The sequence below is a fragment of the Paenibacillus sp. Cedars genome, assembly GCF_003184205.1.
GTDB lineage: Bacteria > Bacillota > Bacilli > Paenibacillales > Paenibacillaceae > Paenibacillus_AQ > Paenibacillus_AQ glucanolyticus.
The window spans coordinates 21,546-39,924 of the sequence record NZ_CP020864.1 but is presented as its reverse complement, the minus strand read 5'-3'; the positions used below and the strand labels follow the sequence as shown (position 1 = coordinate 39,924).

Annotated in this window: 17 protein-coding genes; 15 read left to right on the top strand and 2 right to left on the bottom strand. The window is 40.9% G+C overall.

The genetic code is table 11. The features are described 5' to 3' along the window. Positions 1 to 33: 33 nt before the first annotated feature. Complete coding sequence (spoIIP, locus tag B9D94_RS00200) at positions 34 to 960, bottom strand: stage II sporulation protein P (protein WP_119851482.1); 927 nt, start codon at positions 958 to 960, stop codon at positions 34 to 36. A 232-nt stretch (positions 961 to 1,192) separates the two neighbouring features. On the opposite strand from spoIIP, the gene B9D94_RS00195 reads away from it, so the two are divergent. The 4 genes from B9D94_RS00195 to B9D94_RS00180 all read left to right on the top strand — a co-directional run bounded on the left by B9D94_RS00195 (position 1,193) and on the right by B9D94_RS00180 (position 6,103). Next, positions 1,193 to 2,656 carry a UDP-N-acetylmuramoyl-L-alanyl-D-glutamate--2,6-diaminopimelate ligase gene (locus B9D94_RS00195; RefSeq protein WP_119851483.1) on the top strand — a complete coding sequence of 488 codons (1,464 nt, stop codon included), beginning with the start codon at positions 1,193 to 1,195 and terminating at the stop codon, positions 2,654 to 2,656. Between the two features lie 147 nt (positions 2,657 to 2,803). Next, complete coding sequence (locus B9D94_RS00190; RefSeq protein ID WP_119851484.1) at positions 2,804 to 3,586, top strand: flagellar motor protein MotB; 783 nt, start codon at positions 2,804 to 2,806, stop codon at positions 3,584 to 3,586. A gap of 329 nt (positions 3,587 to 3,915) precedes the next feature. After that, positions 3,916 to 5,364 (top strand): MFS transporter, encoded by a 1,449-nt coding sequence (locus B9D94_RS00185; RefSeq protein ID WP_119851485.1) that lies wholly within the window; start codon positions 3,916 to 3,918, stop codon positions 5,362 to 5,364. Between the two features lie 163 nt (positions 5,365 to 5,527). Further along, positions 5,528 to 6,103: a YdhK family protein gene (locus B9D94_RS00180; RefSeq protein ID WP_172963865.1), complete on the top strand. Its 576-nt coding sequence runs from the start codon at positions 5,528 to 5,530 to the stop codon at positions 6,101 to 6,103. A gap of 756 nt (positions 6,104 to 6,859) precedes the next feature. Here B9D94_RS00180 and B9D94_RS00175 read toward each other — a convergent pair. Beyond that, positions 6,860 to 7,087: a hypothetical protein gene (locus B9D94_RS00175; RefSeq protein ID WP_172963864.1), complete on the bottom strand. Its 228-nt coding sequence runs from the start codon at positions 7,085 to 7,087 to the stop codon at positions 6,860 to 6,862. A 207-nt stretch (positions 7,088 to 7,294) separates the two neighbouring features. Here B9D94_RS00175 and B9D94_RS00170 point away from each other — a divergent pair, with 207 nt between their 5' ends. The 11 genes from B9D94_RS00170 (at position 7,295) to B9D94_RS00120 (ending at position 18,378) form a co-directional block, all read left to right on the top strand. Further along, positions 7,295 to 7,525 (top strand): SHOCT domain-containing protein, encoded by a 231-nt coding sequence (locus B9D94_RS00170; RefSeq protein WP_244235583.1) that lies wholly within the window; start codon positions 7,295 to 7,297, stop codon positions 7,523 to 7,525. Between the two features lie 132 nt (positions 7,526 to 7,657). Beyond that, entirely contained in the window at positions 7,658 to 9,361 is a 1,704-nt protein-coding gene (locus B9D94_RS00165; protein WP_119851488.1) for a multicopper oxidase family protein, read from the top strand. A 142-nt stretch (positions 9,362 to 9,503) separates the two neighbouring features. Continuing rightward, positions 9,504 to 9,725 (top strand): DUF2933 domain-containing protein, encoded by a 222-nt coding sequence (locus B9D94_RS00160; protein ID WP_119851489.1) that lies wholly within the window; start codon positions 9,504 to 9,506, stop codon positions 9,723 to 9,725. Positions 9,726 to 10,106: 381 nt separating this feature from the next. Beyond that, positions 10,107 to 10,814, top strand: coding sequence for a response regulator transcription factor (locus B9D94_RS00155; protein WP_119851490.1), 708 nt, complete (start codon positions 10,107 to 10,109; stop codon positions 10,812 to 10,814). After that, positions 10,811 to 12,214, top strand: coding sequence for a sensor histidine kinase (locus tag B9D94_RS00150; protein ID WP_119851491.1), 1,404 nt, complete (start codon positions 10,811 to 10,813; stop codon positions 12,212 to 12,214). The genes B9D94_RS00155 and B9D94_RS00150 overlap by 4 nt, the downstream gene beginning before the upstream one ends. Position 12,215: 1 nt before the next feature. Then, on the top strand, positions 12,216 to 12,422 hold the full coding sequence (locus B9D94_RS00145) for a hypothetical protein (RefSeq protein WP_119851492.1): 207 nt from the start codon (positions 12,216 to 12,218) through the stop codon (positions 12,420 to 12,422). A gap of 427 nt (positions 12,423 to 12,849) precedes the next feature. Continuing rightward, positions 12,850 to 13,218, top strand: a complete 369-nt coding sequence (locus tag B9D94_RS00140) for an ArsR/SmtB family transcription factor (protein ID WP_071221997.1) — start codon at positions 12,850 to 12,852, stop codon at positions 13,216 to 13,218. Between the two features lies 1 nt (position 13,219). Then, entirely contained in the window at positions 13,220 to 15,367 is a 2,148-nt protein-coding gene (locus tag B9D94_RS00135; RefSeq protein ID WP_119851524.1) for a heavy metal translocating P-type ATPase, read from the top strand. A 118-nt stretch (positions 15,368 to 15,485) separates the two neighbouring features. Next, a complete protein-coding gene (gene lspA, locus B9D94_RS00130; protein ID WP_071221995.1) occupies positions 15,486 to 15,941 on the top strand; it encodes a signal peptidase II in 456 nt (151 codons plus the stop codon). 230 nt (positions 15,942 to 16,171) lie between these two features. Then, positions 16,172 to 17,431 carry a CYP152 family fatty-acid peroxygenase CypC gene (locus B9D94_RS00125; protein ID WP_071221994.1) on the top strand — a complete coding sequence of 420 codons (1,260 nt, stop codon included), beginning with the start codon at positions 16,172 to 16,174 and terminating at the stop codon, positions 17,429 to 17,431. 275 nt (positions 17,432 to 17,706) lie between these two features. Beyond that, positions 17,707 to 18,378 carry a class I SAM-dependent methyltransferase gene (locus B9D94_RS00120; protein ID WP_071221993.1) on the top strand — a complete coding sequence of 224 codons (672 nt, stop codon included), beginning with the start codon at positions 17,707 to 17,709 and terminating at the stop codon, positions 18,376 to 18,378. The last annotated feature ends 1 nt before the right edge of the window (position 18,379 follow it).

Sequence of the window (18,379 nt, the reverse complement as noted above, 5' to 3'; positions counted from 1 at the left end):
CGTTCTCACTTAATAATTTGATCAATTTATATATTAATTTAAGTCGTTATCTTCTAACCAGATCTCCTGAATAACTTTAGCTAGTACAGTTATCGTACGATAACTTTCTTCAAGATTATTTTCGACCCCTCCGATCTCTATAAGGGCACTATTTGTCGATAGGGTTTGGTTGTAATCACCATGACCACTGGCGGAGTCCTTTTTATATATTCCTTTTGAAAGATCAGGTACTTTATCGTTTAGTCCCTGTTGAATGCGTTCAGCGAATTTCATATTCTTTTCCCAATTCGGATTATTTGTTCCAACAACAAAATACACTTGAGCATAATTCAAGTTATTATGCTGAACGGTGGTTTTATCTCGTCCCTGTGAGTCACGATGGATATCAATCAGATACTCAATATTATCATGCATCGTAAGCTCCTGTTGTATTGTATTCTTTGAGTAGGTGTAGGAATAGGCATAATTAAAACTGTCGATAACTGAAGGATAATCTTTTTTTGAATGAAAAACAGGGATGTCATATGATTGCATTTTTTTTATTAAATAATCACCTAATAAGGTAACATTTGTTTTAGAGTCAAAGGCTTCATTCGCTGTTTGGACATTGCTTAATTCGGGTAACCATGATTCACGATTGTGCGAATGATAGATGAGAATTTGAGGCATGGAACGTTTGGCTTTTACTTTTTTCTTTAAAGGATTGGTTTGAGCATCGGTTGATGTTTTTTCTTTGTTTTTTAATGGAATCGGTTGTTCCGATTTGTGCTTTGAAGATTCTATTGTTAAGGGGGAACCTAGAGAGGTTACTTTAACAGACTGTACCGGTTGGGGATCCGATTTCGTTATTATTTGAGGTGAAGCGAATTTCGTGTGATATATATGAATGCCTATCGTTGTATAGAAAGTTAACGAAAAAACCAATCCAAATACTTTGATATATTTGCGTTTATTACTCATGAATTATCCCTCCTGGATCTCTCTGAATCTAGCGTTCATTTACTAGTAGATTATGAGTGGAGTAGGAGAAGTAGAACCAATAGATAGAATAAGTAATAAAAATAATAACATCTATAATCGATAATTAGGGTAAGAATTTCTATAAGATTGAATGAGGCACACATTAAACACTACAATTTGTAGTTTATGTGGATCAATCAAATTTGATAACTAATATGCCAAAGGAGCTCACATGAATCTACACACAGCTTTGAAACCATTTGTGCAGGATTATACGACAATTGCAAACATGAACATTACAGGTGTTCAATTTCATTCGGGTAAGATACAACAGGGGGATGTATTTGTGGCCATCAACGGGACCAAAGAAGATGGTCATCATTATATCCAAAGTGCGATAAAGGCGGGAGCATCAGTCGTTGTCGGTGAATATAACATAACCGACTTACCCGTCCCTTATTATCGTGTTTCAAATACTCGGAGGGCCTTAGCTGCTCTTGTTGGTCACTTATACGATTTCCCTTCTCAGCGTCACGTAATGATCGGTATTACCGGTACAAATGGGAAAACTACCACTGCGCATATGATTAAGCATATATTGGAATTTGCCGGTGTTACATGTACACTTTTAGGTACTGTATTTCAGGAAATTAATGGACGAAAAGTGATATCGACACAAACAACACCAGATTCACTACAACTGAATAAATGGTTGAATCAAAGCGATGACCAAGTGGTCATCATGGAAGTATCTTCACATGGAATTGATCAGGAGCGCGTAGCCTTCATCGAATATGATTATTCCGTATTTACGAACCTTAGTCATGATCACTTAGACTATCATCATACTCTTGAAGATTACTTTGGAACTAAAGCACGTTTATTTACTCAATTAAAGCCTAACGGAGAATCCATTATTTCAAGCCATAATGATTGGGGAATAAGGCTTATTGATCTTCTGACTACAAAAAACACAAGTATACATACGTTTGGAAAAAGTGTTAAAGACGATGTACAGATTACCAATATTGAATCAGAATTTCCATTGACGTTTCAATTGAAACAAAGAGATTCGCACTATAAACTGGTTTTGCCAATCCCCGGCTTATACAATGCATGGAACGCCGTAGCTGCTTGGTTAACAGCAAGTCGAATGGGAATCGAGCCTGAAGTCATACAAAAGGCACTCCGTACATTCGCTGGTGTTCCTGGGCGCTTTGAAATTTTTAAACATCCTTCAGGGGCAGAATTTATAGTTGACTATGCCCACACTCCTGACGGATTTCACCAATTCCTCAGAACGATACATTCGCGTACAAATAACAGAGTCATTCACATTTTCGGTTTTCGAGGGAATGGAGATCCAAGTAAAAGAAAGGAGATGATCCGGATTTCTGTTGAAAACAACGACATGATTGTTTTAACCCTAGATGATTTAAAGGGGGCAAATAAAAATGAAATGTTGATGGAAATGAGAAGTTTAGTTAGTAATTACGGGGAAAATAAATGCTTAACCATTGACGATCGTACGGAGGCGATCGAATATGTTTGGAAAAAAGCCAAGAAAGGTGATGTTGTTATAATTACCGGTAAGGGGCGAGAGTGTTATGAACAAACATTCGCAATACCAAGTAGATCTGATATTGAAACGATTGAATATTTGTTAAAATTCATTGCCCCTGATGATTCTATATAAATGCCATAAAACTATGAAAATACGGGTAAGTTTGAACTCAATAGCACTACGGTTTATAGTGTTATTGAGTTTTGTGTTGTCATAACCCGCTAATCTTACTATGTAATTTCATAGGTAATACCAATTTGTAGATGGGAGGAAACAAACTTGATTAAAAAAAAACGCTACAATGAACACGAGGAACATGTTAATGAAGGTTGGTTGATTCCTTATGCCGATTTGTTAACCTTGTTGCTAGCACTATTTATTGTGTTGTATGCAATGAGTTCAATAGATGCGAAGAAATATGAAGAGATGAGTAAAGCATTCAATACATATTTTAGTTCTGGTTCGGGGGTATTGTCACAGTCTGGAATTATAGAATCTGATATGAGTATGGATAGTACAGTAAACGTTAAGCAAACTATTGATAGAAGTATTACCAAGCAAATAAACACATTAGTCAATTTAGAGCAGATAGAGCTTGAAAAGATACAGAAGAAGATCGATTCATTCATACAAACAAATGGTTTTGAAACTAAGATTCGAACGAGTTTGACTAAAACGGAATTAACTATAATGATTAGTGATAATACATTGTATAATTCTGGTGAGTCTGTTATAAAACCCGAATCACGGGCCATTGTTATGGCAATTTCCATGATTTTAGAAGAAACTGAAGATTATAATATAATCGTTGCAGGACATACCGATAACGTGCCGATTCGTAATAGTGAATTTGAGTCAAATTGGGAATTAAGTCAGAAGCGAGCGCTTCGATTCATGGATATTTTACTTCAAAATAATAAAATGGATCCGAAAAGATTTCAGATTGTTGGCCTTGGAGAATTTCGTCCAAAAACCACAAACACTACCTCTGAGGGGAGGGCAATGAATCGGCGTGTGGAGGTGTCCCTTGTACGAAGATTCGTTATAGATAAACAAATTTAATTTCTTTTGATCAAAAGACGGCCAGAAATGGCCTTAAGTTTGAATAAATTCATTTAGGCCAAAGCTAAATTAATAACACGAATTTAAGCGCTCAAGATATTATAAATCTGAGCGTTTTTGTTATTTTCTGTAAAAATTTTTAGATAAAAGATCAGGGTATCATTATCATAAAAAAATTATGTTGACAATATAGGGTAGGGGGCTATACTATAACAATCAGATCCCGGTAAATTATGGTACATGATTACATCGCCTTTTGACGGCCGTCGCGAGTAATAATTTGGATTGTGATGGAAACCGGTGATATGAGCTAAAGGAGGATAAGTGAAATGTCAAAACAAGGGCAGAGTCTTTCGCAAGCTGATCCAAGACGATGGATGGCACTAGCATTATTATGTCTCGCAAATTTTATGGTGATTATGGATACATCAATTATCGGAGTTGCATTACCGGCAATTCAAGAAGCGCTTGGATATACACAGGAAAGTTTACAGTGGGTCTTTAATGCTTATGTGATTTTCTTCGGAGGGCTATTACTACTCGGTGGTCGATTATCCGACCTCTTTGGACAAAGACGCATGTTCATGTGGGGATTTTTGATTCTTACATTAGCATCTTTACTTGCGGGCTTTGCTTGGAACGATGATTCATTAAATATCGGTCGCGCATTGCAAGGATTCGGTTCGGCATTAATAGCACCTTCGGCTCTCACCATTGTGATGATGCTTTTTAGCGGTAATCCTAAGGAATTGGGCAAGGCACTTGGTTTCTGGGGCGCTTCCGCAGCTGCAGGAGGATCCGCGGGTGTATTTTTGGGTGGTGTTATTACAGAGTGGTTGAGTTGGCAATGGACTTTTCTAATTAACGTACCTGTTGGTATCCTCGCCTTAATTTTATCACCCGGTCTATTAGCGAAAGGGACACGAAGAAAAGGAAGTATTGACATAGCAGGATCCGTCTCGGTTACAGCATCTTTGGTTCTGATCGTGTACGGAATCGTAACTGCAGAGCATAATGGATGGGGTGCACCAATCACCATATGGACCCTTATCGCTGGGGTGATATTGTTCGTTCTTTTCCTCATCATTCAGATAAACAAAAAGGAACCACTGGTTCCGCTTGGAATCTTTAAAGCACCAAATCTGGCAGCCGGCAATATTGCGCTAATCATGTTGTCAGGTGGTTGGATTCCATTATGGTACTTCCTGAACTTATACATGCAGCAAATATTAAAGTTTTCAGCTTTCGCGGGTGGAGTTGGACTGCTTCCGATGACCATTTTGATTGCCATCTTCATGATCGTTATTACAGGCAAGTTGATTGGGAAATTCGGTATAAAAGCAAACATTGTGATTGGGTTGACGGCCCTTGGAGGTTCGATGCTCATGTTCTCAAGTAATACGCCTGTAGACGGTAGTTTCCTTATCAATGTACTTCCAGCTTCGCTTTTGGGTGCTCTCGGGATGTCTCTAGCCTATATTCCTTCAATGATGGCCGCAATGTCGGGAGCAAAGCCAGAAGAAGCCGGTCTTGCATCCGGTCTAGCCAATACAAGCTACCAGATAGGTTCAGCAATAAGCTTAGCAATCATGGTTGCCATTGCCGCATCTGCTACCTCTTCCACGACGGGTGCCAATCCAGTAGCAGCATTAAATGATGGTTTTCAACAAGCCTTCTTTTGGTCAGGTATGGTTGCTTTTGCGGGTGCGATATTAGCTTTGATGTTTATTCGCTCGCCTAAACAGACGGATGCGTCGAACGTACCGAAAGCGATGTAATTGTTTGTAACTGATTTAGTGAAGATTACAAAAGTCCTCTTCTGAATAATGAATACATTTTTTACAGAGAGGGTAAACCAATTATAATATCACTGTTAAGGATACACTTTTAATGCCTCTGTTCTAATCAGGGCAAATATTCATGTCATGAAGGGAGTTAATTATGTTAAAGAAGAAATTTAGACCAATGGCTGTAATATTAATATTCATGTCCCTTTTATTAGTTTTGGGGGCCTGCGGCAACGCTAATAATAATGAGCCCGAAAGCCCAGAGAATGCGGGGGAAATGGATCATGGTAACATGGAACACACCGGTTCTGGAGAAGTGCCTAAAGGTTTAAAAGAAGCAAAGAATCCAACCTATGGAGTTGGAACTCAAGCGATTATTGAATCAGACCACATGGCAGGTATGAAAGGTGCGACAGCGAAGATTGTGGGAGCATATGATACGACGGTGTACACTATTTCTTATACACCAACGAATGGTGGAGAAGTAGTGAAGAATCACAAATGGGTCATCCATGAAGAATTACAAAATGCAGGCGAGGCGCCATTAAAACCAGGAACTGAAGTGGTTGTAAATGCAGATCATATGGAGGGAATGAAAGGAGCAACGGCTGAAATTGATTCGGCTGAGAAAACGACTGTATATATGGTTGATTTCACTCCTACTACCGGTGGAGAAGAAGTTAAAAATCATCAATGGGTAACAGAAAGTGAGCTATCCCCTGTTAAATAATGTTAAACATAAAGGAGAGCTTAATCATAATTGATTAAGCTCTCCTTTATTGATGATTTTATTTCGGCGATTTATTTCTTTTGCGTTATTCGAAAGTGATATAGAATGTCTATCTTAGTACATGTCATTTTAAACATATCTTTTGTGCCTAATTTTTATTTTATTTTTTAACTACTAGTTCTCCGCCGAAGGACACTTAAGATAATAAGTAAGAGCGCAATAATTCCAATGAATGCAGACACAATGCATCTACCTCCTACAATCATCCATAATAGAAAAGATTTATCCTTTTTAAGATAAGCATTTATACGAATCAAGGATAATAATTTATATAATTGCTTTTCATTTCAGTTAACACTACGGTATGTCAATGTATCATATTCTGCTCTTTCCTGAATGTGCGAAAAATCAACAAAATCAGGTTGGGATGGAACATACCCCATGCCCACGACGGGGAGCTGCTGCTGGGTTCTGCCGAGGCTGTTCACGGGTATAAAATAATGGATGAAGAGAACGATCCTCGCCTAAGAATATGTCGGAGGACAAGAAACATATATGGATTAGAAGTCACGGAAGTGGCTTTTTTGTGGGGCTCGTCACTTACCGCTAAAACAGCAAAAATCCGGGGCTAATTAATATTAGTCCCGGAAGGGTTGAGGGCTACGGGTTTGGTGAGTAGTGTCATACCACTTATCATTAAGGCCAGGGCGTAAGATACAGTCAAAGAGATGCGTTCTAGGTATCTGATTCCTTCCGTTAAGATTTACCTTTCATCATTTCTTCCATTCGTCTACATCTTTCTTCGATACTGTCTACCGTTCGTTTAATTTCATTTGTCGTCATCATATGCTGCTTCATCATGTTTATCATTTCCTTCATAGGTTCAGACATCATCATATTTTCTGCTGCCATCATCTCCTGACGCATGGGTGGCACGGATCGAAACGGCGGATAATACCAGGTATAGGGATACACATTATACACTTTTCTGATCTCTCCTTGTATTGATTTCTTCACCATTGTATGACCACGACAAGGCAAATGCCATTGATGAAAAAGCCCAATCTTGGAAAGACCATTCATGTGAAAAAATTCAGTGCCTCCCAGGAGTAAGGACATTGATGGGGCTTTTGTGGAAATACTGAACTTTGTAAACCATGCAAGGGAATTTTTCTCGAGGTGAAAAATAACATGATGATAAATATGAATAACTCATTCATGATGATGTGTATGTTGCTCATGTTTTTAGGTGTGCTTATACTGATTGTTGCAGTAGGCGTGGCGGTTTATTGGGTAGTTGCTTCACTGACAAGAAAGAACAGGACGAAGAACTACCCCATTATGATCCTAGCGGAGCGGTATGCAAAAGGTGAAATCACGGAAGAAGAATTTAAACAACGAAAAATGATCATCGAAGAGTAGACGTCAAAAGACCAGCTGATAAACCATCCAGCTGGTCTTTTCATTATTTCTAATTCCAAAAAGTTTTTCTTCATAAATTCAACACAAATTTTAGATATATTGATGAAGAGAAAAATCAAAAGGAGGTTCATGATGAAGGGTAAACTCAAATTATTCCTCGCTGCAGGTGCCATTAGTGTCGTCGTGGCGGGTTGTGCAAATGCAAATAGTCAAAATGGGATGGAAGGTATGGATCAACCCAAGATGAACATGGGGGATTCTCAACAAAATACGAGTCAAAACAAAGAGCAGTCAGGGGACATGAAATTGACGCAAGCGACTCCTGTTGCAGATGGGAAGGAATTTACGGTTACCGCACAAGCGAGCAACTTGAAGGTATCGGATGATGTGACCTTGCCTGTTTGGACGTTTAACAATTCGGTACCTGGCCCACAGATTCGTGTGAAGGTTGGGGACACCGTAAAAGTTAAATTGAAGAATGAATTGGAGGAGCCTGTTTCAATACACTGGCATGGCTACCCGGTTCCAAATAATATGGACGGTATTCCAGGCGTAACGCAAGATGCAGTGGCTGCAGGTAAGGAATTCACATATGAATTTAAAGCAACGGTCCCAGGAACCTACTGGTATCATTCGCACCAAGATAGCGTAAATCAGTTGGATAAGGGCTTGTATGGTACTTTAATCGTGGAAGATCCCAATGAGAGCTATGACCGTGATTATACGCTTGTACTCGATGAATGGATGAGCTCAGGTGAGATGGATATGAGCAACAACGAAGACATGGAAGGTATGGATCATAGCCAAATGGATATGGGCGATACGAGCAACAATGAAGACATGCAGGGAATGGATCACAGCCAGATGGATATGGGTAATACGAGCAACAATGAAGACATGGAGGGTATGGATCACAGCCAAATGGACATGGGCGATACCAACAGCATGACAGAGATGGCTGGGCATGATATGAGCATGTATGATGTCTATACCATGAATGGGAAAACAGGTGATGCAATTGACAAGCTCACCGTGAAGAAAGGGGATAAAGTCCGCATTCGTTTGGTCAATGCGGGTTACATTACGCACACGATACATTTGCATGGGCATGAGTTCAAAGTCATTGCAACTGATGGACAGCCTGTTAATAGTCCAGCCGTGATCACCGATCAAGGCATTGCAATCGCGCCTGGCGAACGCTATGATCTCGAATTTACTGCTAATAACCCAGGATCATGGCTATTAGAAGAACATGGAAAAGAGGATCGCGTGAAGAATATGCGTGCAGTCATTGAGTATGAAGGAGTAAGCGGCAAACCCGACGCTTCGAACGCAAACGAAGAGCTGCCGACCTTTGATCTAACCAAATACGGTCAGCTAGCAAGAACCAATTTTTCTTTGGATCAGAAATTTGATCAAGACGTGAAGCTAGATCTGAACACGGAAATGAAAGCCGGAGAAATGGTTTACACCATTAATGGAAAGCTATTTCCTGATACCGATCCAATTAAAGTAGATAAAGGAGATAAGGTGAAAGTAACCTTCGTGAATAATTCGAAGACCGATGATCATCCGATGCACTTGCACGGGCACTTCTTCGAAGTGTTAAGCAAGAACGGAAAACCACTCGAAGGAACGCCAGTTATCAAAGACACGCTGAATGTAAAGCCTGGCGAAGAATATGTGGTCGCATTTGAAGCCGATAATCCTGGGGATTGGATGTTCCACTGCCATGATCTGCATCATGCTTCCGCTGGTATGGTTACGGACGTCATGTACAATGGATACAATAGCAATTACACACCTGACCCTACCGTAGGAAATAAGCCTGAATAATCAATAAGACTCCTGCATCGATCAGCCGTTGCAGGAGTTTTAATTATATTCATGGTCACATCAATCCTCCATCGTTTCAACACGATTTCCACACATTCTTCTTCTACAATAGAGTTACATCACCGGATAGGAGGAGTTAGAGATGGACTGGACATGGTTATTGTTATTGGTTTGCCCGCTCATGATGATCTTTATGATGCTGGGTATGCGTGGTGGTCACGGTAACGGGCATGAAAAACAAGGAGATGGGACGAGTGAAGAAACTCAAAGAATGCAGAAACAACTGGACGAGTTAAAGGCCCAAAACGAAAAAATGCGAAATGATCTTCAGAATCTAACCAAATTATACCATTTAAAGGAGTGATGAATGTTGAGTTGTTGTGGAGGGCATCATCAAGAAAACAGCCATCCGTCCCAATCTTCTTATCATGCTTCAAAGTCGCATCATTGGATCATGACAATATGCTGCGCGCTGCCGATTGTAATTGTTGTCCTCATGGTCTTGATTCGTGCCTTTCGAGGAGAACCAACCAATAATATTCTAATAGGCATCTTGCTGATATGCCCATTATTCCATATGATTTTCATGCCGTTGATGAACAAGAACCATCAAAGAAGAACATCCAAAGAATGAATCAATTGCTTTTGCTTCAGCAGAATGCTGATGACGTTTCTTCATCTTGCATTTGACGCTATGTATCGTTTACATTTTGGGTAGATTTACACATTGAAGAAGGTGGATACAATGTCAAAGATTCATGTACTTGTGGTCGATGATGAGTGGAACATGCGGAATCTACTTCGCCTATATCTTGTGAAAGAGGGATTTGTGGTGAAGGAAGCTTCCACTGGCTACGAGGCGCTGTCGATTCTCAAGCAGCACTCTTTTGACCTTCTAATCTTGGATGTGATGATGCCTGGAATGGATGGTTGGCAGGTGTGCAAAACCGTTCGAGAGACGGAGGTAATTCCCATCCTCATGCTCACCGCGCGTACGGAGACAAAGGATAAAGTTCATGGGCTCGGTATTGGGGCGGATGATTATTTAACCAAGCCATTCGAACCCGAGGAATTAGTAGCCCGGGTATTTTCGCTGCTAAGACGATCTATGATCAATCAAGCCCAAAAACCTCAAGATACGACGTTGGTTTTTAATAACCTCAAAATCAACGCAGATGCTCGAGAAGTTTACATTCGTGAAAAAAGAATTGATTTTACGCCCAAAGAATTTGATTTACTTCACTTTCTTGCTGAGCATAGTCAACGTACATTTTCGCGTGATGACTTGGTTGAACGATTATGGGGGTATGAGTATACGGGAGACGCTCGAGTCGTCGATACCCACGTCAAAAATATTCGAGAGAAGATGAATCGTGCAGGACTTGGATACGAGACAATTCACACGGTTTGGGGAGTAGGCTATAAGTTTATCGCACAGGGAGAAGAAAGATGAGAAGTAATCGAATTGGGATGAAACTGGGGCTTATCATAGCTGCGATTTTTTTTATTGTTCTCCTCTTCCTTGGTGTCAGTTTATATCAAATGTTTTCAAGCTTTTACCATTCAGAAATGAAAACAGAGATCACGGAAATGACTTCTCATGTCTCGACCATGGCCGAGACCACAGAAGCATCTTCGGAAGAAATGATGCTGACCTTCGCCGATTTTTCGAATGTCAGCATGTTTTATATTAATGCAGCAGGAGACATCACTTTTCATACAGGGGAACATAATCCCGCCGATCGTACATTTATTCGCAAAGAGGATTTGAAGAAAATCTTCTCAGGAAAAGCGATCAACTTAGAGCATGAAGATCCATTAGGCCATCGCTATATGGTGATTGGTCAACCGATCCATAAAGATCAACAGATTACCTCAGCTATTTATGTGATGGCTTCTATGCAAAGCATGGATAAGTCGCTAACAGCCATACGTAACTTGTTGGTGTTATCTGGGGTGGGTGCATTTTTGCTAGCAATGGGCATTACATGGATTATGGCATTGATCTTCTCACGACCACTCATTAAGATGCAAAAAGCGACGAAAAAAATCGCCATCGGCGAGTTAGAAACCCGTTTGGACATCCATAGCAATGATGAAATCGGCGATTTGGCTGCAGCAATTAATAATTTGGCCGCAGATCTTCAGCGATACCGGGATACACGACAGGAGTTCTTTGCGAATATTTCACATGAGCTTCGAACACCGATCACCTATTTGGAGGGATATGCCAAGGTTGTAAAGAACCATATGTATGAGACGGAGGAAGAGAAAGACCGTTATTTAGATATTATTTATCAAGAAGGAGTTCGAATCCAGCATTTGGTGGATGATCTATTTGAGCTTGCCAAAATGGAAGAAGGAAAGATCAGTTTATCCATGGAATGGATTGATTTGAGGTATGTTATCCATCAGTCAGTCCAAAAGGTATCGTTAAAAGCAAAGGAAAAAGGGTTGGAGTTGGTTGTCCATCCCACCGAGTCTGTTCCATTCATTCGAGGGGATGGCATGCGTTTAGAGCAAATTGCGCTCAATCTTTTGGAGAACGCTATACGATATACCGATGAAGGGCGTATTGATGTATATCTTCACCATTCATCCACCATGCTGACACTATCCATTCAAGACACGGGGATCGGAATTCCTGACGACGAGCTCCCCTATATCTTCGACCGTTTTTATCGTGTCGAGAAGTCCAGATCACGGCAAACGGGCGGGACAGGGCTCGGTTTGTCGATTGTCAAAAAATTAGTGAAGCTGCAAGGAGGTTCAATCCATGTTACCAGCAGGGTTGGGAAAGGCACCTGTGTTACCGTTCAATTCGTCCTTCCGATGATACAGGAGGATCAATAAGATGAAGAAAACAGATTGGTTTATTGGTTTATTTTTCATGGCACTCGGGTTGATGTGTTTGATGTTTTCGGCCTCATATTACCGAATGGGCTCGTTTATAAGTGAGGTTGGCATATTCAGATTGGCATGCATTGGAATGGCGGTCGTAGGTGCGGCCATCTATCTTATCTATCGCTTGATTCGTTTCAAACAAGGAAAGGGCAAGTAAAGGGTGACTTCCATAGGGAGTCATTTTTTTTCACAGCGTGCCCAGCATCTTCTAGCCGGTGAAAGTCCGGTCACGAGAGGGGCCAAGCCCCCGTGAGCTAAAATACCTGTGTATGGCGAAATCTATGCGTAGAAGCGTATTGACGAAAGTACCTGTCGGAGACAGGGCGAGCAACATACCAGGCCGTTTCATAAAGTGAATCCTGCCATGTCGTTAAAATGGCCTCGCAAGAGGGTATAGAAAAGCCGAATCTCGTTGCGTATGGATGAAGGCAACGAAAGCTGCTTGGAACTTTTGAACGGCAGCGAAGATCCTCTGGCGTAAGGGGATCGGCATGGGGGGGGGAGCCTTTTTAAGGTTTTCTTTGACAATTAAAGAACTTGGGATTATTATAATAATCAAATAATTATTTGATTGAGGTGATTCGATGGAAGTTAGAGATACATGCGATATTTTTTGTTATGACGAGCATAAGGTCAATCGAGTGAAGGCAAAGCTAAGCACACATGATTTTCAAGATATGGCACAAGTGTTTAAGGTCTTAGCAGATCCAACGAGACTGAAGGTTGCTTATGCACTTTGTGATGAGGATGAGTTATGCGTGTGTGATGTTGCAAATATTATTGGTTCTACTATGGCAACGGCTTCCCATCACTTACGGCTGCTGCGGAACATGGGGATTACGAAATATCGTAAAGAAGGAAAACTTGTTTTTTATTCAATGGAGGATGCCCAATTGAAACAAATCATCCGTATCGCGATTGAGCATCAGAAGGAGGCTGTTGGAGTTGAGTAATATGGCTGAATCAACAGATAAAAAAAATGTATATCGTGTAGAAGGCTTTACATGTGCGAATTGTGCAGGGAAGTTTGAGAATAATGTGAAACAGCTTCCGGGAGTACAAGATGCCAAGGTGAATTTTGGTGCATCCAAAATTTCCGTGTATGGTGACACAACGATCGAAGAACTTGAGAAAGCCGGTGCGTTTGAGAATCTAAAGGTTGCCCCAGAAAAGGCTCAAAGGGAAGCGACAGCAGACTCTAACAAAGAAGAAAAGGAACCATTTTATAAAAAGCATAGCACGTTATTGAATGCGGCTTTACTGATTGTTTTCGGATACCTTTCCTTAATTGTAAACGGTGAAGAAAACCTGATTACGTCCTTGCTTTTTGCTGCCTCTATCGTTATCGGCGGGTTTTCGCTTTTTAAAGTTGGTTTTAAAAACTTAATGCGTTTTGAGTTTGATATGAAAACCCTTATGACGGTAGCTATTATTGGAGCCGCAGTTATCGGGGAATGGGCGGAAGGCGCAATTGTAGTCATTCTCTTTGCGATAAGTGAAGCTCTGGAACGATTCTCGATGGATCGCGCAAGACAATCCATTCGTTCGCTAATGGATATTGCACCAAAAGAAGCCCTGGTGAGACGCAATGGGCAGGAGATGATGATACATGTGGATGACATCGCGCTAGGCGATATCATGATCGTCAAACCTGGACAAAAGATAGCCATGGATGGTGTTGTTGTTAGTGGCTATTCAGCAGTAAACCAGGCAGCAATTACGGGTGAGTCAGTCCCCGTAGAGAAAAAAGTAGATGATGATGTATTTGCCGGTACATTAAATGAAGAAGGTTTGCTTGAAGTTAAAGTAACCAAACTGGTTGATGACACGACGATTGCAAAGATTATCCACTTAGTTGAGGAAGCACAGGGTGAACGTGCTCCATCGCAAGCCTTTGTTGATAAATTTGCGAAGTACTATACACCTATCATTATGATTGTGGCAGCATTAGTCGCTGTGATCCCCCCATTATTCTTCGGTGGAGATTGGACTACATGGATTTACCAAGGCTTATCCGTACTTGTTGTCGGTTGCCCTTGTGCCCTGGTTATTTCCACGCCGATTTCTATTGTGTCGGCCATTGGGAATGCTGCGAAGAAGGGCGTTCTCATCAAAGGCGGTGTATATCTGGAGGAAATGGGTGCTTTAAAAGCAATTGCTTTTGATAAAACCGGCACGCTCACCAGAGGTGTTCCTGTCGTTACGGATTTTAATGTATTGAATAAAGCTGCCAATGAAAAAGAATTACTCTCCATTATTACTGCCTTGGAGTATCGTTCTCAACATCCTCTTGCCTCTGCGATTATGAGAAAGGCAGAAGAATCCAATATTTCTTATTCGGACATTACGGTTGAGGATTTCTCTTCGATAACAGGCAAGGGGATTAAGGGTAGCGTTAACGGAACGACATATTATATAGGAAATCCAAAACTCTTTAAGGAACTGCAAACCGTTCACTTTACTCCTGACCAAGAACAACTGGTTGCGTCCCTCCAAAATCAAGGGAAGACGGCGATGATTGTTGGTACAGAAAAGGATATTCTTGCTGTGATTGCTGTAGCAGATGAAGTTCGCGATTCCAGTATGGGTGTTATTCAAAAATTACATCAACTTGGCATTAAAAAAACAATTATGCTTACCGGTGACAACAAAGGTACGGCTACGGCTATCGCTGGATCTGTTGGTGTATCGGATGTACAGGCCGAATTATTACCTCAAGATAAATTAGATTTCATTAAACAGTTGAGATCGGAATACGGTAATGTAGCCATGGTTGGTGACGGAATCAACGATGCCCCTGCACTGGCTGCTTCCACAGTTGGGATTGCCATGGGCGGAGCTGGGACGGATACGGCGCTCGAAACTGCAGACGTGGCTTTGATGGGAGATGACTTGAGAAAGCTGCCTTTCGCAATTAAACTAAGCCGAAATGCGCTATCGATAATCAAACAAAACATCACGTTTGCATTAGCGATCAAGCTCATTGCTTTGCTGCTTGTTATACCTGGGTGGTTAACGCTATGGATTGCCATTCTTTCCGATATGGGTGCAACACTCCTGGTTGCATTGAATGGCTTACGTCTGATGCGCGTGAAAGAATAAAAAGTACGGGCTGAGTCATTCAAGCGTTAGGCTCTGGCTATCCATATAGCCAATCATAAAATTAAACTAGAGTTAGAGGTGTACGCCTCTAACTCTTTATTTGTGAGGATGTGAGAATGTGCTTCGATACTATGTCGTTGCGATTGTCGCCTTTGCTGTCGACCAGTTCATCAAATGGAGTGTAGCTACTTTTATGGATATCGGTCAAAAGATACCACTTATATCGGGTTTTATTCAATTGACATCCATACGAAATCGGGGGGCCGCGTTTGGCATCCTGCAAAACCAGCGGCTCTTTTTCATTGTGGTGACGACAATTGTTCTTATTGGCATTATCTTTTATTTGTACAAAATTCATCGCAAACAAAAAGAGCTAGCTTATGCTCTAGCTCTGATTTTTGGAGGGGCACTCGGAAATTTTGTAGATCGTGCCCTTCACGGCGAAGTTGTGGATATGCTGGAATTTACCTTCATCAACTATCCCGTGTTTAATTTGGCCGATGTGTATATTGTCACAGGGGGCGTTTTGGTCATGATCAATACGCTGCGGGTTTCTAGAACGGAGAAGGCATGAGGCAGGAGTAATTAGGAGTGGTTGAAGACGGCCTTTTGGCAAAGTGATACAACTCGTGGGTTCAGGTGTGGATCCGGAGCTGATAGACGAAATCATCAATCATAGCTCTTTAGCATCAGCTTTACTCTTCAACTGCCTTTCCGAAAAATCTGCGTTACATAATTTTTGAATAAAGAGGCGAAAGAAGTAAATGTTATGAGTATTACTCATGATGAAATGGAGAGACATATATGTCAAATACAAATCAAATGCCTAAAGAGGAAGGAATCGACCATAGTTTGAGCCTTATGAGAGAAGGATATATGTACATTTCGAACAGATGTCACAGTTTTAATTCTGAAATTTTTGAAACCCGATTACTTGGCATGAAAGCTATCTGCATGAAGGGAAAGGAAGCTGCGGAACTTTTTTATGATACTGAGAAATTTATAAGGAAGGATGCAGCACCAAACCGAGTGGCGCAAACATTGTTTGGAAAGAATGGCGTTCAGGCGCTAGATGGACAGGCCCATAAACATCGAAAGGAAATGTTTATGTCTCTCATGTCTCCTGACGGACTTCAAATCTTAAATGACATTACAAAAGAACAGTGGGAGAAAGCAGTCGACAAATGGGAACAGACAGATAGGGTTATTCTTTATGATGAAGCAAAGGAAATTATGTGCAAGATAGCCTGCCAGTGGGCGGGTGTTCCTGTTCAAGAAGATGAAGTTAAGGAGTTAGCAAAAAAATTGGGGGCAATGTTCGAGTCGGCTGCTACTATTGGTCCAGTTCATTGGCTTGGGAGACATGCGCGGAATCAGGTGGAAAAGTGGGTCGGAGACCTCATAAATGAGGTTCGTGGTGGGAAATTGAATCCCCCTGCAAATTCAGTATTACACAGATTTACTTGGCATCGCGATCTGGAAGGGAATCTTTTGGATACCGAGACTGCTGCTGTAGAAGTGATCAATATCTTAAGACCGATTGTGGCAATCGCCGTATTCATTAATTTCATTGGGGTGGCAGTTCACCACTATCCAGAAGAGAGGGAGAAACTTATATCCGGCGATGCAAATTATGCTCGAATGTTTGTACAAGAAGTTCGCCGTTTCTATCCGTTTTTTCCGTTCGTTGTGGCTTTGGTAAAAAAAGAGTTCACCTCGAACGGTTATAAATTTGAAGAAGGTACATTAACCTTACTAGATATTTATGGGACAAATCATGACCCCATGATTTGGGAAAAACCTGATATGTTCTACCCGGATCGGTTTGCTAAATGGGAAGGAAGCCCCTTCAGCTTTATTCCGCAGGGTGGTGGCGACTACTTAATGGGTCATCGCTGTGCAGGTGAGTGGGTCACTATTGAAATCATGAAAGTGACCCTTGATTATCTAGCAAATCAAATCGATTATGATGTTCCCGACCAAGATTTAAGTTTCAGCATGGTCAACATGCCCAGTATTCCACACAGTAAAGTAGAGATCACAAATGTTAAAAGGAGGTTGTAATTTCATCCTTAAAGGAGAAAATGAGCACCAAGCAACCTTAGTTCAGTATCCCCGGATTAAGGTTGTTTAATTTCTTTTGGAACCACCGGTAATTGAGACGTGCTTTCGTTTTTCGTATTACGATACCAGTCTAAAAATGCATGTCATAACCGTTCGAATACTCCATTTTGTAAACAATCAAATGAACATTTGACTATTTGAAAATAATGGTGTATTATAATCATACATTCAAACGACTGTTTGATTATTAATGTTCAGTGAATTGGGGTAGATCAATGAAGAGGAGAAACGACAAAACCAAATTGGATTATATTCCGGCTCTACGTTTTCACTGGCTCACGTCCTTTTATGATTCTGTATTACGTTGGACGATGAGAGAGTCTACATTTAAAAACCAATTAATCAAACAAGTTCAAAGTTATCCAGGACAACGAATACTTGATCTTGGGTGTGGTACAGGTACATTAACGGTGCAATTAAAACAAAGTTATCCTGAATCAGAGGTCACTGGTCTTGATATTGATCCCGATGTTCTTCGAATGGCAAAGGCAAAGGCCGACCAGAGGCATTTAAGCATTAAGTTTGATCAAGGTAACTCGTACGAGTTACCATACCCTGATCACTCATTTGATCGCGTGGTCACTAGTCTAATGTTTCATCATTTAACCACAACAAACAAGCTCCAAACATTGAAGGAGATATTCAGAGTACTTAAACCAGAAGGAGAGCTGCATATCGCCGATTGGGGGAAAGCGAAAAATGGCATTATGCGTGCAGCATATTACTCCATTCAGATCCTCGATGGATTTTCAACAACCACGGATAATGTAAAGGGACTTTTACCTGAATTTATCCTAAAGGCTGGATTCCATACGATAAAGGAAACAACACAATACACAACCTTATATGGGAGTCTTTCGCTATATAAAGCAAAGAAGTGTGGTTAAG

What these genes read in the sequence shown, in the direction of transcription:
- B9D94_RS00170 (WP_244235583.1), top strand. Translation starts at nt 7,295, where the DNA reads ATGATGATAAATATGAATAACTCATTCATGATGATGTGTATGTTGCTC.
- B9D94_RS00140 (WP_071221997.1), top strand. Translation starts at nt 12,850, where the DNA reads ATGGAAGTTAGAGATACATGCGATATTTTTTGTTATGACGAGCATAAG.
- B9D94_RS00165 (WP_119851488.1), top strand. Translation starts at nt 7,658, where the DNA reads ATGAAGGGTAAACTCAAATTATTCCTCGCTGCAGGTGCCATTAGTGTC.
- B9D94_RS00145 (WP_119851492.1), top strand. Translation starts at nt 12,216, where the DNA reads ATGAAGAAAACAGATTGGTTTATTGGTTTATTTTTCATGGCACTCGGG.
- B9D94_RS00135 (WP_119851524.1), top strand. Translation starts at nt 13,220, where the DNA reads ATGGCTGAATCAACAGATAAAAAAAATGTATATCGTGTAGAAGGCTTT.
- B9D94_RS00185 (WP_119851485.1), top strand. Translation starts at nt 3,916, where the DNA reads ATGTCAAAACAAGGGCAGAGTCTTTCGCAAGCTGATCCAAGACGATGG.
- spoIIP (WP_119851482.1), bottom strand. Translation starts at nt 960, where the DNA reads ATGAGTAATAAACGCAAATATATCAAAGTATTTGGATTGGTTTTTTCG.
- B9D94_RS00125 (WP_071221994.1), top strand. Translation starts at nt 16,172, where the DNA reads ATGTCAAATACAAATCAAATGCCTAAAGAGGAAGGAATCGACCATAGT.
- B9D94_RS00180 (WP_172963865.1), top strand. Translation starts at nt 5,528, where the DNA reads ATGTTAAAGAAGAAATTTAGACCAATGGCTGTAATATTAATATTCATG.
- B9D94_RS00195 (WP_119851483.1), top strand. Translation starts at nt 1,193, where the DNA reads ATGAATCTACACACAGCTTTGAAACCATTTGTGCAGGATTATACGACA.
- B9D94_RS00160 (WP_119851489.1), top strand. Translation starts at nt 9,504, where the DNA reads ATGGACTGGACATGGTTATTGTTATTGGTTTGCCCGCTCATGATGATC.
- B9D94_RS00155 (WP_119851490.1), top strand. Translation starts at nt 10,107, where the DNA reads ATGTCAAAGATTCATGTACTTGTGGTCGATGATGAGTGGAACATGCGG.
- B9D94_RS00150 (WP_119851491.1), top strand. Translation starts at nt 10,811, where the DNA reads ATGAGAAGTAATCGAATTGGGATGAAACTGGGGCTTATCATAGCTGCG.
- B9D94_RS00120 (WP_071221993.1), top strand. Translation starts at nt 17,707, where the DNA reads ATGAAGAGGAGAAACGACAAAACCAAATTGGATTATATTCCGGCTCTA.